This window comes from Streptomyces sp. PH10-H1 (genome assembly GCF_030063355.1).
In the GTDB taxonomy this organism is placed as follows: domain Bacteria; phylum Actinomycetota; class Actinomycetes; order Streptomycetales; family Streptomycetaceae; genus Actinacidiphila.
On record NZ_JASISZ010000020.1, the window covers coordinates 1 to 13,979 of the forward strand.

Genomic DNA, 13,979 nt, shown 5'->3' on the forward strand with positions numbered 1-13,979 from the left:
TTCTGCCCAGGAGCCCAGGCCGGCCCACCGATCAGGAAATCCGCGCCGTCCAGCAAGCATGGGCCACAGCCAGCCTCGACACCGCCGCATAGGAGCCGACGACCCGTCAGAACGACGAAAGTCGAGCGTCTCAATCGGAACCAGGTCATCCCCAGGCCGGCGGCCACTGCCGCAGGCAGGAGACTGACCGCCCAACGCGGGGCGTCCGCTGCCCACCGGTCGTCATCAGGAGCGTGGCCACACCACACCACCGGCCAGCTCCTGGCCTGCTGGACCGCGGCGGGTGGGACGCCCTGCGGGACTGACCGCCAGCACCGGCCTGTTCTCGTGGCCACGGAGCAGGCAGTCGGACGAACCCCAGACCATCTGTCCCATCGGCGGGCAGGAGCGCCGGCCCCTACTCGGGCCTGGCCGCGCTCTCTGCCGGCGGGCCGCGGCACCAAGCGGGAAGTGCGAGCGCACTGCTGGCGGCCGTGACGCGGGCGGGGGTCCGGATCACGCTGCCCGTCGACGGATCGGCGGGTAGCCGGTGCGGCGGGGCGGTCGGCGGAGACACATCGGGGCCGACGGAGGGAATCCGTCGGCCCCGGAGGGACGGCAACTGGTTCGAGCTGGACAGGCGATGGGAGATGTGACACTGATCGCTGATGGTTACGTCTTGGTATATCCGACCAGTGGACGAACCTGCGGACAACAGGATCTGCAGATCGCGGAGCAGCCGCCGCCTCCGCGCACCCCTTTCAGCTTTCGGCGGGGGCGCGCCCGGGCTGCGACGCCGACGCTGCAGGGTCCCACCGCGTGAGACTCCCCTGCGGGTCGACGTCGAGCTGCAACCTGGCGGGGACGCTTAGGGTCTGTTTCTCGGATCATGTGCGGAGCCAGATGGCGAGGGCTGCGAGGGTGACGGTGCCGAGGTAGATGTAGGCCCGTTTCTCATAGCGGGTCGCGACGGCGCGGAAGCCCTTGAGCCGGTTGATGGCGCGTTCGACCGTGTTGCGTTTCTTGTAGCGCTCGGCGTCGAAGCCGGTGGGCCGGCCGCCTCGCGAACCGCGGTTGTGCCGGTGTTGTTGTTGGTCCAGGCGTTCGGGGATGGTGTGCCGGATGCCGCGTCGTCGCAGGTAACGGCGGTTCTCGCGGGAGGTGTAGGCCTTGTCCGCCAGGACGTGGTCGGGCCGGGTGCGCGGCCGTCCCCGTCCGGTGCGGGGCACGGACAGCTCCTCGAGTACGCGCTGGAACTGCGGGCCGTCACCGTAGTGCCCGGGCGTCAGGACGAGAGCGAGGAGCCGGCACCGTCCGTCGACCACGAGATGGATCTTGGTAGTGAACCCACCACGGGAGCGTCCCAGGCACTCGCCGAGCGGACCACCTCCTCCAACCGGGCGACCAAACGCCGCAGCACCGGATCGACCCGATTCGTCCCGCGCACGGCCCCCCTTTGAACCACCGCGGCCGGCGCCGCCCTCCGCGCGCCGGCGGCATGCTGATGAGCCCGCACGGTCGTCGAGTCCACCGACACATCCCAGTCGATCCCGCCCACCGCATCCTCGGCAGCCTGGATACGCGACAGCAGCATCTGCCACGTCCCATCCGCTGACCACCGGCGATGACGCTTATAGACCGTCAACCACGGCCCGAACCGCTCCGGCAGGTCACGCCACTGCACGCCCGTCCGCACCCGGTACAACACCCCGTTGATCACCCGACGGTGATCACTCCACCGGCCACCCCGCATGCCACCACGCGGCAAGAACGGCTCCAACCGCTCCCACTCCGCATTCGATAAATCCCCACGACCCATGCACCCATCCTGGCCCCAACACCCCACAGCTGTCGCGAGATCCGAGAAACAGACCCTAGGCCGAGGGCGTGCCGCATGAATGTCTCCCACTCGTGGTCGTTCAATGCCGAGCCCATGAATCCAACCTCCTCGCGTCGCGACTTCAGCGGCAAGCCCGTCAGCTCTGCCGGCTCTTCTTGCCGGCCTTCGCCGCGGCGACCGCCTTCTTGGCGTAGTAGCTGTCCGCCGGCAGCAGCTGGTAGGCACGCCCGGTCGCCGTGTCCACGCCATCGGCGCGGTCGGTCCTCTTGGCGATGAAGCGCCAGGGCCTGCCCTGTTCATCGTGGCCGTTGGGTGCGGGGCCGGCGGCCTTCTCCTCCTCGCGCCTGGCGAGGACCTTGTCGTACGCCTCCAGTTGCTCCGTGTAGAGGTAGGTTCTCGACAGCTCGTCCTGGTGGGGGGTCGGGAACTCTGGATCGCGGTTCATCCAGGCGCTGAGCGTGCCTTCGGGAATGCCGTACTCGTCCGCGATGTGCGGCTTGTACCACCGCTTTCGCGGCTTGCCGTTCTCGTCCGGCACCGGGTCGATGGTCGGGGCCACCGGCGACCAGCGACCCTTGGGCTTGTCCTGGATCTCCGGGATCAACTCGCCGGCCGCATCGAGGTACCCGACGGCCTTCCCGAATGCCTCGACCACCGTGCGCGGCACCAGTGCCGCGGCCTGGTCCTCTGCGGTGAGGTTCACACCCAGATCGGCAGCGACACGGACGAACGCCGGCGTCTTGCGCGGTGCGTCGGGGGCCGCGGCCTGCGCCTGGCCGATTCGCCACTTCCCGACAGCGCTCTTCGCCACACCGAACCAATCGGCGATCGCTTGATCGTTGAGCTTCGACGAGGTCGGCGCGTCCTTCCCTGCCATGTCACTTCCCATCTCTTAAGTCCTGCGCTTTGAAGGAGGGTACGTCATACATTAGGTTCTGCACTTCGTGGTCTCGTGGATCCGGCCGGCTCGTCGACCCCAACGGGTCCGGCGGGTGACGCCGGCGCCGCCGGAGGCGGGGCTCGGGATAGTGTCCCGGGCCGGCACCAGGCCGCGTTCCTGGCGCCCGTTGGAGCCGGTAACGGGCCGGTCTTACGCGAAAATCAGCACCAGGTCCTCGCAGTCGCAGTAGGCGGCGCACGGCAGGCGGTTCCCCGCGACGAGCTGGCGGGCGTGGGCCATGGCCGGATGGCCACAGGTGCAGCGGGCCTCCAGTCCCGTGCCGCCGCTGGCTCGGCGGTCGATGAGACGCTGCTTGACCTCGTTCTGCGCCAGCAGGTGGGCGTACTCCAGACGCGCGTCGAGGACGCCGACCTCCAGAGCGGTGCCGTCCAGTGGCCCCTTGAGGTCGGTGGTGTCGATGGAAGCCAGCGCCTGCGCGAGCTCCGGGGTGTCCGCAGCGAGCGCGCGCAGTGTCTCCCACGCCCTGATCGCGGCGTAGGCCTGGGCGGCGCCCTGCTCGTCCGGCAGGGTCTCGACGTTGATGCTCATCGGCGTCTCTCCAGCAGGTGGGGCCGGCGGGTGCTGCGCCAGCGAGGGGTGGCGGCGCTCGAGGTCGAGGCCGATGAAAGGAGGTACGAGGCCAGCGTGCGGGCAAGGGCCTGACGATAGATTTTTCCGGCCGCTCGGCTCAGCGCCAGGCGTATCGGTACGCGCGGCGTGGCGGCCGCGCGCTCGGGGAAGCGAATGGGGTGCGGCCGACGAGCTGCGGGCCGCCCAGGCGGCGGCCACGGGATGAGGTGCCTGGTGCGAACCAGCGGGTCCATGGGCGTCCTTCGGGCCGGGGCGGTCCGCATACACGGTGCCCTTAAGACGCTAACATGCACCTATGACATAAGCAAGATTTAAGGGTTTTGGTTGAGTGAACCCTTGCAGGGCATCACAGGTGACCTGCGTGCCGAGCACGCACCCGGCCGAAGGATGAGACTCCACCCCTGCGGCACTGCCCGGCCGGCCGCCAGACGTCGTTCCGGAGAGGGGCGCCCCGACTCGCGCCGGCGACGCACGCCCTGGTGGGGCTGGCTCCCCTCGCCGCCCGTTCGCGCGGGGAAGGAAGGGGGCCTGCAGCCGCATCAGCTGGTGAAGGACGCTGATGAGTGCCGGTCCATCGGCTCGCGCTGCGCCGAGGCCCTTGCGGATCTGGTCGCTCTGCCGCATGACGAACGCCTGCCGTGGCCCAACACCGGGACTCCGTGCCGGGCGAGCTCGGCGTCGACCAACGCGTCGAAGGAGTCGCGGCCGCTCGCATCGGGCGCGCACTACAGCACCAGGCCGGTCAGAAAGGGACCCTTGTCAGCCCGCCGTGCAGCCACATCACTGCGGACGGCGGGGAAAGGTCGATGGCGTGACGGTGGAAATCACCGGCACGGACCGTGGTGCTCCTGGTCGACGCGGGAAGGGCTCGCTCGCTACCGCGACGTGGTCGTCGGCCAGAGGAGAGAGCGACATCGCGGGCGAGCCTGCCGACCGACCTCGCGCTGTGCCATGACTCCTCCACGGTCGCCAGGGGCGCAGCAGTACGATCTTCGGCATGGCGAAACGGAAGGTGCTACGGCGTGCGCGGCAGATCCTGGGCGAAGAACCCGTAGCCCTGGTCTGGTGTGAGCTCCGCAAGCCCATACCCACACCGCCCAAGGACGTTCACCGTGCCGCGGGGAAGGGGCGCCTGAAATCGCGCCACCATTGGTTGTGGTACGCCGCAGCCGTCGTGTTCTGCTTCGTGGTCCTCCCCATGATCTTCATCGACAGTCTCAGCCGCAGGCTGGACCAGCTGCTGGAGCGACGGGGCCACGCTGGTCAGCGCGGGGGTCCTGAGACCCCGCCCGACGCTCCGCACTCCGGCCGTGGCCGCGCCCCGGAGAGTGATCGCGGGCAGGATCCGGCCCACGGTGTCTTCGACGGGGACTGGAACCTGACCGCCGGCCAGCTGCTGCTGCGCTGGTACGGCCACTCGCCCAACCCCAAGCGCCTGGTTCTGCTGGCCCGTGACCGCATCTGCGTGGCCGCCTCCCCGCGTCGCCGGTGGTCACCAACCAAGGCCGATGACTTCCGCACCGTCACGGAGTTCGCCCTCGACAAGGCCCGCATCGAGGGTGAGGCAGGCCAGCCACGCGGGTATGCCACCTTCCGGCTGTGCTTTATCGACAGTTCCTGGCTGGAGCTAGGCCACCTGGGCGAGCAGGACGACGCCGACCACTTTCTGCGTACGGTCAGCCGCTGACCGGGATGCGAGGTACACCTCACCACCCGGCCATATAGGGACCTGCAGACCTGCGCGCTGCCCTGGACGCCGCCAGGCGACGTCGATCAGCGGCAATGTTCTTCCAGACTGCTCGGGCTGGCGTACTCGTGACCTCCAGGGTGGACGTTCACCCGACACGATGCCGGATTCACCGGCGCACGAGTACCGTTTCGTACAGGGTGAGTGTCAGCGAAACGGAGCTGGTCGAGTATGCCGCAGTGGAGTGAATACAGCACAGGTCAACGCCTCAAGATCCTGCGCGGGAAGAGGTATCGGCAGGCCGACGTGGCTACCGGAACGGGGCTGTCCATCGTGACTGTCCAAAAGGCTGAGCAGGACAAGGCCCTGTCTCTTCCTACATTGCTGACGCTCGCCGCGTTCCTGGGCGTGGACACGGCGGTCATCCTTGGACAGCAGGCCCCGCGGCGTGCGATGGAACACGACGACCGCATGATGATCCGGGCCCTGTCCTGCGCGGTTCACGACATCTCGGCCGGCATGGTCCCTGAAACGGAGGAGCCGTCCACGTTGGAGGAACTGCGTCAGATCACCGACCACGCGTGGGCGCTGTACTGGAAGGGCCACTACAGCGAGGCCGGTGCGATCATTGCACCGTTCCTCGGTGAGGCAGCAGCCACGCTGCACACCGCCCCCGAGGACCAGCGCTGCGCCGCTTGGGGCGTTCTGGCTGACGCCTACCGCATCGGCGCGTACGTTGCGAATCTGATGGGCTCGCGTGACCTTGCATACGCCGCCATTGGGCACGCGAGGGAGGCCGCGAGCCATGCGGCCGATCCGCTGCGCGAAGCGCTGGTCCTGTCTGGGAGGGCATGGGTATATTTGCGCGACGCGCGGCTGGAGGATTCCTTCGCCCTTGCCGAGCGCGCTGCCGTGGACATCGAGCCGCGGTTCTCGAAGGCGACGCCCGAGCAGTTGGTGGTGTTCGGCTCTCACGTCAACTTCGCTGCTGTGGTCGCTTCCAGGATGGGCGACAAGGAGCGCGCGGGTGATCTGCTGTCGCAATCACACGGGATCGGGGCCCGCATGGGCGCGGAGAAGTTCTATCACGGGACGTTGTTCGGGCCGGTGAGTGCCGCGACGCAGGCGGTGGGTGTCAATGTGGCCCTGGGGTTGACGGGGAAGGCATTGTCTCTGGTGAGCTCTATCCGGGACACCTCGCCGTTGACGTTGGCAGCCAGGAACCGGTATGCGATGGACAAGGCCCTTGCGCAGGCTGATGCCAAGCAGTGGGACTCCTCACTCGACACGCTGGAGAAAGTACTGACGGAATCGCCGAAGTGGGCCAGGCATCAGGCTCTGCCATCAGTGATCGTCGACAAGGTCGGCAGCGGATCTACAGCACAACTACGCCGCGTTGCAGCGTTGCTGGATGCTGCTCCTCGCGCGACCGGATTCGCGCCGGCAAACCGCCGGACGGCGCTGTAAGGGCAGAAGTGGTACGCGGCGGACGACTCTTGATAGTTGACGATGAGACGGTCGTCCAGGGCGGACGACTTGGTGTCTGACGGATATTCAGAGTCGTCCGTCTGCTGTCTTCACTCCTCGTGACATGGCGATCACGATGGACCGTATGACGAGGACCCCGCACGATGCCGCCCGGCGGGCAGGCATCGCCGACGCATCATCCGGCTACTTCGCGCCGGTGAACGTCGCTCTCTATGCCAACATCCCGCCTGACGTAGCCGTCGATCCCGAAGCTACCCTTCGCGACCTGTTCAACTACGCGCGGGCACGCGATTGGAACGTGGTCGCGAGGCACGTCGACCGACTTCCGCGCGGCGATGACTTCGCAGAACATCCCGGTTGGGCAGCGACGAGAGCCGCGATCGAGAACGGTCACGCGCAGGGCATCGTGTGCTCCCTGCCTGGCATGATCCCTCCGCCCTTGAGTGACCGGGACCTCCTCGCGAACTGGCTCGGCTCCAATGATGCCTTCGCGGTCTACTCGCAGGACGGTGACCCCACGGGCGCCCACATCCCCGACCGCTCCAGGACAGCAGAGTCCAAAGGGGCAGGCTGGGAATGCCCGAACCCACCAGACCACGAGCCGACGACACCCCGCTCGGCTTCGAACTGACCGTCGACGCAGTGGCTCGCGATGGTGCCAGCTAGCTCCGGACTACAGGCCGGATCCGCGACGTCAGCTCGAGGGCCGTGGCCGACGAGTCGAGGTGTGGCCCTCCGTCCACTCACCACCGTCAGTGTTCAACGATGCTCCCATTCTCTAGGCGAAGGGCCGTTCCATGGCCACGACTGCGACTGATCCCCAGCAGACCGGCCGGTGCGGCACGCCCATGCCTCGTCCGTTGCCGGAGGGACTCACCGCCTCGTTCCCTCCGGAGCCTGTGCGGGTCGGGCAGATCCGCCGGCTGGCCACCGAGCAGCTCGCGTTCTGGAACATCGAACGTTGCGCTGGTGTGGTGGCGCTGGTCGCGTCCGAGATGGTAACCAACGCGCTGCACCACGGCGGGGGTCACGACATCGTGTTCGCGCTCTGGTACTTCAGGGAATCCGGCGAGGTCAGGATCGACGTTGCCGATGGCAGTTCAGAACGCCCCGTTGTCCTGTCCCCAGATGGTGAGCGTGAGAGCGGACGGGGCATGGTCCTCGTCGACGCTCTGACCGATCGGTGGAGCATCAGCCCGGATGGAACAAACATGCAGGCCACTGTCGCAGTCGAGAGCTGTGCCGCATGAGTACGCGCGGTGTGAGGCGAAGAGCCCAGCTCACTGTTTGCGGCCGGATGTCGCCGCCAGATAGCTCCCGCGCCCCCGCGACGCCGGCCCCCTGGCGAAGCCGAGCCCCCCGACATGATTCTGCTGAAGCGGGCTGCATGACGCACACACCGACGGACCAGGCTCCCCCACCACTGGAACCGCGTTTCCCCCGTAGTGGGCCCCTTGAGCTGCCGCGCCCTTCGAGCGGTGCAACTCCTCCCGCCCATGGGGCATCCCTCCACTTCCGCTGTCTGGCTTCACCCCACCCCGAAGCAGCGGATCGCACGCGCATTGAGCGCCTCATCTCCGCACACCGAGGACTTCCGATGCATCCACTCGTCTTGCGCCAACTTCTGCACTGGGCAGCCTTGATGTCCATCTACCGGCGATCGAGGTCGTCACCTCTGCTGATGGGCGCCCTGCTCAAGCTCGAGGACGCGCTCTTCGCCGAGCGGGTCGCCTTCGCGACCTTCGCCAATTCGCTACGCGTTTCCCGGCAGGTTAAGGCGGCGCGCCCATGACTGCTTCCGTCGCGCCCCAAGGCAGCGGCCATCCCCCGTCTGGGCGAACCAGCGAAGCGGCGGTCGAGCCGTTAGGTGAATCTGGCCTGTTCAAGCGGCTTGCTCCCGCCGGAGCGCGCGTCCTGGATGTGGGCTGCGGGCAGGGTCAGCTGGCCATGCGCTTGCACGCACAGGGATGCATTGTCACCGGCGTGGATACCTCACACGATGCCCTCCGCGCAGCGCGTGCGTACCGGCGGGGCGCGACCGCGGTGTCTCCGCGCTTCTTCGACCTGAACGCGGACACCCCGGCGCTGATGGGCCTGAGCGGTGACCCGTTCGACCTGATCGTTTGCCGGATGGTGTACCCGCTGTTGTCCGACCCGGCCGCGTTCTTCAGCCGGGTCCAGGTGCTCCTGGCCCCCGGCGGAGCCCTCGTCGTGATCGACCGGTTGGTGGGCGCCGCAGCCGAGCAGCTGGCTCAGCCAGGTCCCGGCTTGACGGCCACCGCAGTGGCCGCGCTGACGGGCAGCACCGGATGGACAAGCGTGCAGTGCCATCACTTGGACGAGGGGCTGACGGCGTTCGTCCTGCGGACACATGTTTCCTCTTCGACGACCAGCGCCGTAGGCAGGGTGTGATGGCTGGCCCGAAACACGACATCGCGCCGTGGTTACAGGCGCGGGCCTTGACCGTCACCACGGTAGACAGACAGCGCACCACAACGGGGTGCCGCAAGCATGTCTCCTGCGGCCGTCACGTCCGCCCGTCTGCACTGTGGTGGCCGGAGCATCCGCAGGACGATAGCGAACAATCCCCCCACCCGCCCGACGAGGACGGCGACAGCGTAGAGCAAGCAGTGACGGACGCGGGCTGTTGCCGACTGCCATTCCCTGCTGACCGGCCCCGGGCGCCCCGGCGGACCGTCGCGTTTGCTCCGGCCGGCGACGGCGCCGACTTCCGTGGCAAGCCGTGCGATCAGCGTCGGATCACGACCGCAAGGCCTGCCCCTAGACGCCGGTCTCGTCCGGCACCTCAATTCGCTCCCCCGCGGAAGAGGGAATCCGAGCTGGGCGAGACCGGTACCCACCCGTTGTCACTTGCGGACCCGAGCTACCGCGACGGGCGGTGACAACGAAGAGGGCGACGCCCAGCGCCACCCCTCACTGGGCGTCGTCCTTCCTCGCCTGCGGAGCCGACCTGTCCACGCCGCCTCGCGGCCGTGTCGCGCATTCGCTGCGTGGACACCTCTGCATGCCAGCGACGGGCGCAGACCTCACCGAGCAACCGTTACCGCTCCATCGCCGCGCCGTCCCCCAGACGCGATGGGCACGACGATAGGAATTGCATGTACGCCCGCACAGCCCGAGTGACTACCCGCTTCCAGATCAGTTGCCGGCCCCACGTAGATATGGACATGTCATGACCCGTACAGGTCGTGATGGGCTGGGTGACTACCAACCGGGCCTGCACCCCGCCGGATTCGACGCCGCGCTGCACACCGCCGTGCAAGAAGTTCAAACCGGGCGATGGATGAGCATGCGGGACCTCTTAGCCGCTACCGGCGCGAACTGGGCGTTGCGTACCGCTCGATCGCAGGTACTGGCCTCCGCCGCGGTGCGCTCACATGCCGTCCGCGAATGGATCAAGGAGGAGCCCCGCAGCGTCGATGCCTCGATGATGCGAGCCCGCGTGGGCACCGAGGCGGTGCTCCGCGCGCAGCGGGCAGGTAAGGACGCGCGCGTCATCGAAGGGGCCGCTCTGCAGGCGCGTGATGCTGCACTGGCCGCTGCGCGGGCATACCCGCAGGATCCGGTTCCCTGGGTGTGCCTGCTCGCCCAGGCCCACGTTGATCTGCGTCAGGCCCGTGCGGAAAACCGCCGGCCGGCGCCTGATCCCATGCTCGCACCCGGTCCGTGGGATGCGATGCGTCAGGCATGCGAGCGTGACCCGTTCAATCGAGAGGCCCACCATCGGATGCTGACCTTCCTCCTGCACGCGCGGTCCGGTGGCGCGGGGGAGGGGGTGAACTTCGCCTACTGGGTGAGGCAGCGAGTGCACATCAACGACCACACCCCCCTCTCCGTCCTGCCGCTGTATGCCTACGCCGAGTACTTCGAGCGCCATCGATCCCAACGCACACGCTCCATAGGCCACCTCCAGTGGAGCACCGAGCCCGCAATCACGGACACCGAACGGGCCCTGCACTGGTTCCACAAGTGTGACCAGACCTACGCCTCGCCTCTGGACCTCAATCACCTCGCCCACGCACTGTGGGCCGGCTGCCGGTATGCCGAAGGCGGCGAAGTTTTCAAGGCATTGGGCCCCCACATGACGCCAAAGCCGTGGACGCTCGTCGCCCTGCGCACGCATGAGCCCCTCGACGCCCTCGAGGAGTTCCGCAAGGCCCGCCAGACGTGTCTGAGCTACGCCGACAGCGCCCAGCAAGCACGCGCCGGTCCGCCGCCGCAGCACCCCTGACCCGCACTTCCGCCGCGCCCGCGTCCCGCAGCGCCGGCTCCTGCACCTGGTGCCGCCGGTCACCCCCTGGAACAACCGCCCAATTTGGAGGCTTCACCGTGTCCCACACCACCCGTCCGCCCTCCGGCGCGGACTTGGACGACAACCAAACTCTCATTGATCTGGGCATCACACCCGTGCTGAACAGGCGCATGACACCGTTCGGGAACTTCGCCATCAGCTTCAGCGTCATCTCGGTGCTGTCCGGGTGCATGACGCTGTACGGGTTCGGCATGAACACCGGGGGACCGGCGGTCATGCTGTGGGGCTGGACCCTGGTCGGAGCCATGGTGCTGTTCGTCGGCGCCGGCCTGGCCGAAGTCACCTCCGCCTACCCCACCAGCGGTGCGCTCTTCGATATGGCTCAACGCCTCGGCGGCCCCCGCTGGGGCTGGTACACCGGCTTCTTGAACCTGCTGGGCCTGCTCGGTGCGATAGCAGGGATCGACTTCGGGGCCGCGCTATTCTGCGGCGCCTTCGCGAACCTGCAGTGGGGATTCGCCCCCACACCGGGCAAGACCATGCTGATCTACCTGGGGATCCTGCTGCTGCACGCCGCCTTGAACCTCTTCGGTGTCCGCTTGGTGAGCCTGCTGAACACCGTGTCGGTGTGGTGGCACGTGGGCGGAGTGGCCCTCATCGTTGGCGCGCTGACAGTGGTCCCGGCCCACCACCAGAGCACCCACTTCGTCTTCACCCACTTCGCCAACGGAACCGGCTGGTCCTCGCACTGGTACGTGGTCGCGCTGGGGCTGCTGCTGGCGCAGTACACCTTCTGCGGCTACGACGCGTCGGCGCACCTGTCGGAGGAGACCGAGAAGGCACAGACCAGCGCACCCAAGGGGATCATCCAGGCCATCCTGTGGTCCTGGGTCGCGGGATTCGTACTCCTGGCGGGCCTGACCTACGCGATCCATGACTATGCCGGCACCCTGAGCACGCCCACGGGGGTGCCCCCGGCACAGATCTTCCTCGACGCCCTCGGATCGTCCGGCGCCAGGCTTCTGATGCTGGTGGTGATCGTCGCGCAACTGTTCTGCGGGAACGCCGCCGTCGCGGCCTGCAGCCGCATGGTCTTCGCGTTCTCCCGCAGCGGGGCGCTGCCCTACTCCCACCACTGGCGCCAGGTCTCACGACGCAACGGCACACCCAACCGCGCGGTGTGGCTGTCGGTTGCCGTCGCCGCGCTCCTGGCGCTGCCGGCGCTGTACAGCACCGTCGCCTACGGGGCGGTGACCGCGATCAACGTCATCGGGATCACCCCCGCCTACGCCATCCCGATCTACCTGCGGCTGCGCGCCGGCGACCATTTCGCGCGCGGCCCGTGGCACCTGGGCCGAGCGAGCAGGTTGGTCGGCTGGATCGCGGTGGGGTGGGTGCTCATCGTGACCGGGCTGTTCTGCCTGCCGCAGACCCGGCCGGAGACCGGATGGGTGTCGGTCGCCACGTTCAACTACGCTCCTGCGGCCCTGGCCGCGGTCCTGATCCTGGCCCGGATCTGCTGGTGGATGCGCCACCGCGACGGATCCGACACCTTCACCGGCGCCTCCGAAACCGACATGTCCGAGTACACCGAGGAGATGGTGTGACCTCCCACCACAACCTGCCGACCGGCCGACTGTCGCTGGACGAAGTGGTCACCCTCCTGGCTGCGGAGAACAACATTCCCAGACCGATGGTGCTGGTAGCGACACCGGACATGCAGGGCCGGCTCCAAGGCAAACGCGTGTCCCTTTCCTCCTTCGCGGAGAACGTGGTGGAGCACGGGATGGAAATGTGCGCCTACGTGCTCGCCACTGACACCGACATGCGCACCCTGGACGGCTACGCGCTCACGTCGTGGGCCGACGGGTACGCAGACCTGCGGGTACGACCCGATATCACCACCCTGCGGAACCTGGCCGGGTCCTGCCCGGAAATCCTGGTCTTCGCCGACCCGCAGGGCAGCGCCGCGCACGTCGCCCCACGCACCTTGCTGCGCCGAGAGCTCGACCTGCTCGAAGGACATGGTCTGCGGGTGGCGGTCGGCTTGGAGTCGGAATTCGTCCTCTACCACGGGACGCCGGAGACGGCGGTATCCACCTTGCTGCCTGCCGCTTCCCACAACCTCGACTACAGCCTCGACCACCCACCGGCGATCCGGGCGTTCCTGCGCGCACTCGAGCCGGCACTGACCGCGTCGGACCTGCCCCTGGAAGCCACCAAGACGGAAGGCGGGCGCGGCCAGGTCGAAGTGACCTTCCGATACGGAGACGCGTTGGAGGCGGCCGACCAACATCTGATCTTCAAACGCCTCGTCCGGCATGCCGGGGAACAGACGGGACTTGCACCCACCTTCATGTCCACCCCGCAAACCGGGCTGGGCAGCGGACTACACGTCCACATCAGCCTGTGGAACGGAGACCAGGCGACCATCACCAACGATGACCGCGGCCTGCTGCCCACAGGGCTTCACGCAGTGGCTGGCCTCCTTGAGGCGTTACCCCAGCTGATGCCGCTGATGCTGCCGACCTCCAACTCCTACAAGCGCCTGCGTCGACATTCCTTCGCACCCACCACGAGCACCTGGGGGTGGGACAACCGCACCTGCGCAGTGCGAGTGGTCGGTCGCGGCCGCGCCGGGCACTTGGAGGTGCGGGTGCCGGGTGCTGACGCGAACCCCTACCTGGCCCTGACCGCCATCGCGGCTGCCTGCCGCTACGGGCTGGAGAACGAACTTCAGCCACCGAAGCACACCCGGGGCAGCGCCTACGACACCACCGACAGCGCGACAGCCCTGCCGCGCACGCTCGACGCCGCTTTGGCAGCCTTCACCGCCAGCGACCTGGCCTCTGATCTCCTCGGACGGGCCGTGGTCACCCACTACGCCACCGCGACTCGCCACGAGCTCGACGCACTGCAGGACGTCGTCACCGACGCCGAACGCAACCGCGGGTTCTCCCGTACCTAATCACCCCCAGCCGACCTGAGCGGCCGTGGCGCCCCCGACACCAACACCACACCACACCACACCACCGGGAAGGTCCGATCTACCCATGCCAAACCCTCACACCTGCCAGCAGCTCGGGGCCCCGCCTCCCATAACGCCACCGTGCGATCGCAGCTGCCGACCGTCCGTGGACCACGTATCTGCCAGCGAGAGCCAAGCACTGGCGTCCATCCT

11 protein-coding genes are annotated in these 13,979 nt (G+C 67.9%); 8 read left to right on the forward strand and 3 right to left on the reverse strand.

Translation table 11 applies throughout. From position 1 onward, the window contains the following. Positions 1–866 precede the first annotated feature (866 nt). The 3 genes from QMK24_RS14760 to QMK24_RS14770 form a co-directional block, all read right to left on the reverse strand. Positions 867–1,798 (reverse strand): IS5 family transposase gene (locus tag QMK24_RS14760; protein ID WP_502962590.1). Its coding sequence is split into 2 segments (ribosomal slippage): positions 867–1,448 and positions 1,451–1,798, totalling 930 coding nucleotides; the frame shifts between segments, so codons are not numbered across the junction. A 157-nt stretch (positions 1,799–1,955) separates the two neighbouring features. Continuing rightward, positions 1,956–2,696 (reverse strand): hypothetical protein, encoded by a 741-nt coding sequence (locus tag QMK24_RS14765; protein WP_283466296.1) that lies wholly within the window; start codon positions 2,694–2,696, stop codon positions 1,956–1,958. A gap of 213 nt (positions 2,697–2,909) precedes the next feature. Continuing rightward, positions 2,910–3,308, reverse strand: coding sequence for a hypothetical protein (locus QMK24_RS14770; RefSeq protein WP_283466297.1), 399 nt, complete (start codon positions 3,306–3,308; stop codon positions 2,910–2,912). 1,039 nt (positions 3,309–4,347) lie between these two features. Between QMK24_RS14770 and QMK24_RS14775 the strand changes: the two genes are divergently transcribed. The 8 genes from QMK24_RS14775 (at position 4,348) to QMK24_RS14810 (ending at position 13,766) form a co-directional block, all read left to right on the forward strand. Then, positions 4,348–5,037, forward strand: a complete 690-nt coding sequence (locus QMK24_RS14775) for a hypothetical protein (RefSeq protein WP_283466298.1) — start codon at positions 4,348–4,350, stop codon at positions 5,035–5,037. A 231-nt stretch (positions 5,038–5,268) separates the two neighbouring features. Beyond that, a complete protein-coding gene (locus QMK24_RS14780) occupies positions 5,269–6,504 on the forward strand; it encodes a helix-turn-helix domain-containing protein (protein WP_283466299.1) in 1,236 nt (411 codons plus the stop codon). A 124-nt stretch (positions 6,505–6,628) separates the two neighbouring features. Continuing rightward, complete coding sequence (locus QMK24_RS14785; protein ID WP_283466301.1) at positions 6,629–7,156, forward strand: hypothetical protein; 528 nt, start codon at positions 6,629–6,631, stop codon at positions 7,154–7,156. A 166-nt stretch (positions 7,157–7,322) separates the two neighbouring features. Next, on the forward strand, positions 7,323–7,775 hold the full coding sequence (locus QMK24_RS14790; RefSeq protein WP_283466303.1) for an ATP-binding protein: 453 nt from the start codon (positions 7,323–7,325) through the stop codon (positions 7,773–7,775). Positions 7,776–8,313: 538 nt separating this feature from the next. Continuing rightward, positions 8,314–8,937, forward strand: coding sequence for a class I SAM-dependent methyltransferase (locus QMK24_RS14795; RefSeq protein ID WP_283466304.1), 624 nt, complete (start codon positions 8,314–8,316; stop codon positions 8,935–8,937). Between the two features lie 781 nt (positions 8,938–9,718). Further along, positions 9,719–10,777, forward strand: coding sequence for a hypothetical protein (locus QMK24_RS14800; protein ID WP_283466305.1), 1,059 nt, complete (start codon positions 9,719–9,721; stop codon positions 10,775–10,777). Positions 10,778–10,875: 98 nt separating this feature from the next. Beyond that, positions 10,876–12,405: an amino acid permease gene (locus QMK24_RS14805; RefSeq protein WP_283466306.1), complete on the forward strand. Its 1,530-nt coding sequence runs from the start codon at positions 10,876–10,878 to the stop codon at positions 12,403–12,405. After that, on the forward strand, positions 12,402–13,766 hold the full coding sequence (locus QMK24_RS14810; protein ID WP_283466307.1) for a glutamine synthetase family protein: 1,365 nt from the start codon (positions 12,402–12,404) through the stop codon (positions 13,764–13,766). The genes QMK24_RS14805 and QMK24_RS14810 overlap by 4 nt, the downstream gene beginning before the upstream one ends. The last annotated feature ends 213 nt before the right edge of the window (positions 13,767–13,979 follow it).

What these genes read in the sequence shown, in the direction of transcription:
- QMK24_RS14765 (WP_283466296.1), bottom strand. Translation starts at nt 2,696, where the DNA reads ATGGCAGGGAAGGACGCGCCGACCTCGTCGAAGCTCAACGATCAAGCG.
- QMK24_RS14770 (WP_283466297.1), bottom strand. Translation starts at nt 3,308, where the DNA reads ATGAGCATCAACGTCGAGACCCTGCCGGACGAGCAGGGCGCCGCCCAG.
- QMK24_RS14775 (WP_283466298.1), top strand. Translation starts at nt 4,348, where the DNA reads ATGGCGAAACGGAAGGTGCTACGGCGTGCGCGGCAGATCCTGGGCGAA.
- QMK24_RS14780 (WP_283466299.1), top strand. Translation starts at nt 5,269, where the DNA reads ATGCCGCAGTGGAGTGAATACAGCACAGGTCAACGCCTCAAGATCCTG.
- QMK24_RS14785 (WP_283466301.1), top strand. Translation starts at nt 6,629, where the DNA reads ATGGCGATCACGATGGACCGTATGACGAGGACCCCGCACGATGCCGCC.
- QMK24_RS14790 (WP_283466303.1), top strand. Translation starts at nt 7,323, where the DNA reads ATGGCCACGACTGCGACTGATCCCCAGCAGACCGGCCGGTGCGGCACG.
- QMK24_RS14795 (WP_283466304.1), top strand. Translation starts at nt 8,314, where the DNA reads ATGACTGCTTCCGTCGCGCCCCAAGGCAGCGGCCATCCCCCGTCTGGG.
- QMK24_RS14800 (WP_283466305.1), top strand. Translation starts at nt 9,719, where the DNA reads ATGACCCGTACAGGTCGTGATGGGCTGGGTGACTACCAACCGGGCCTG.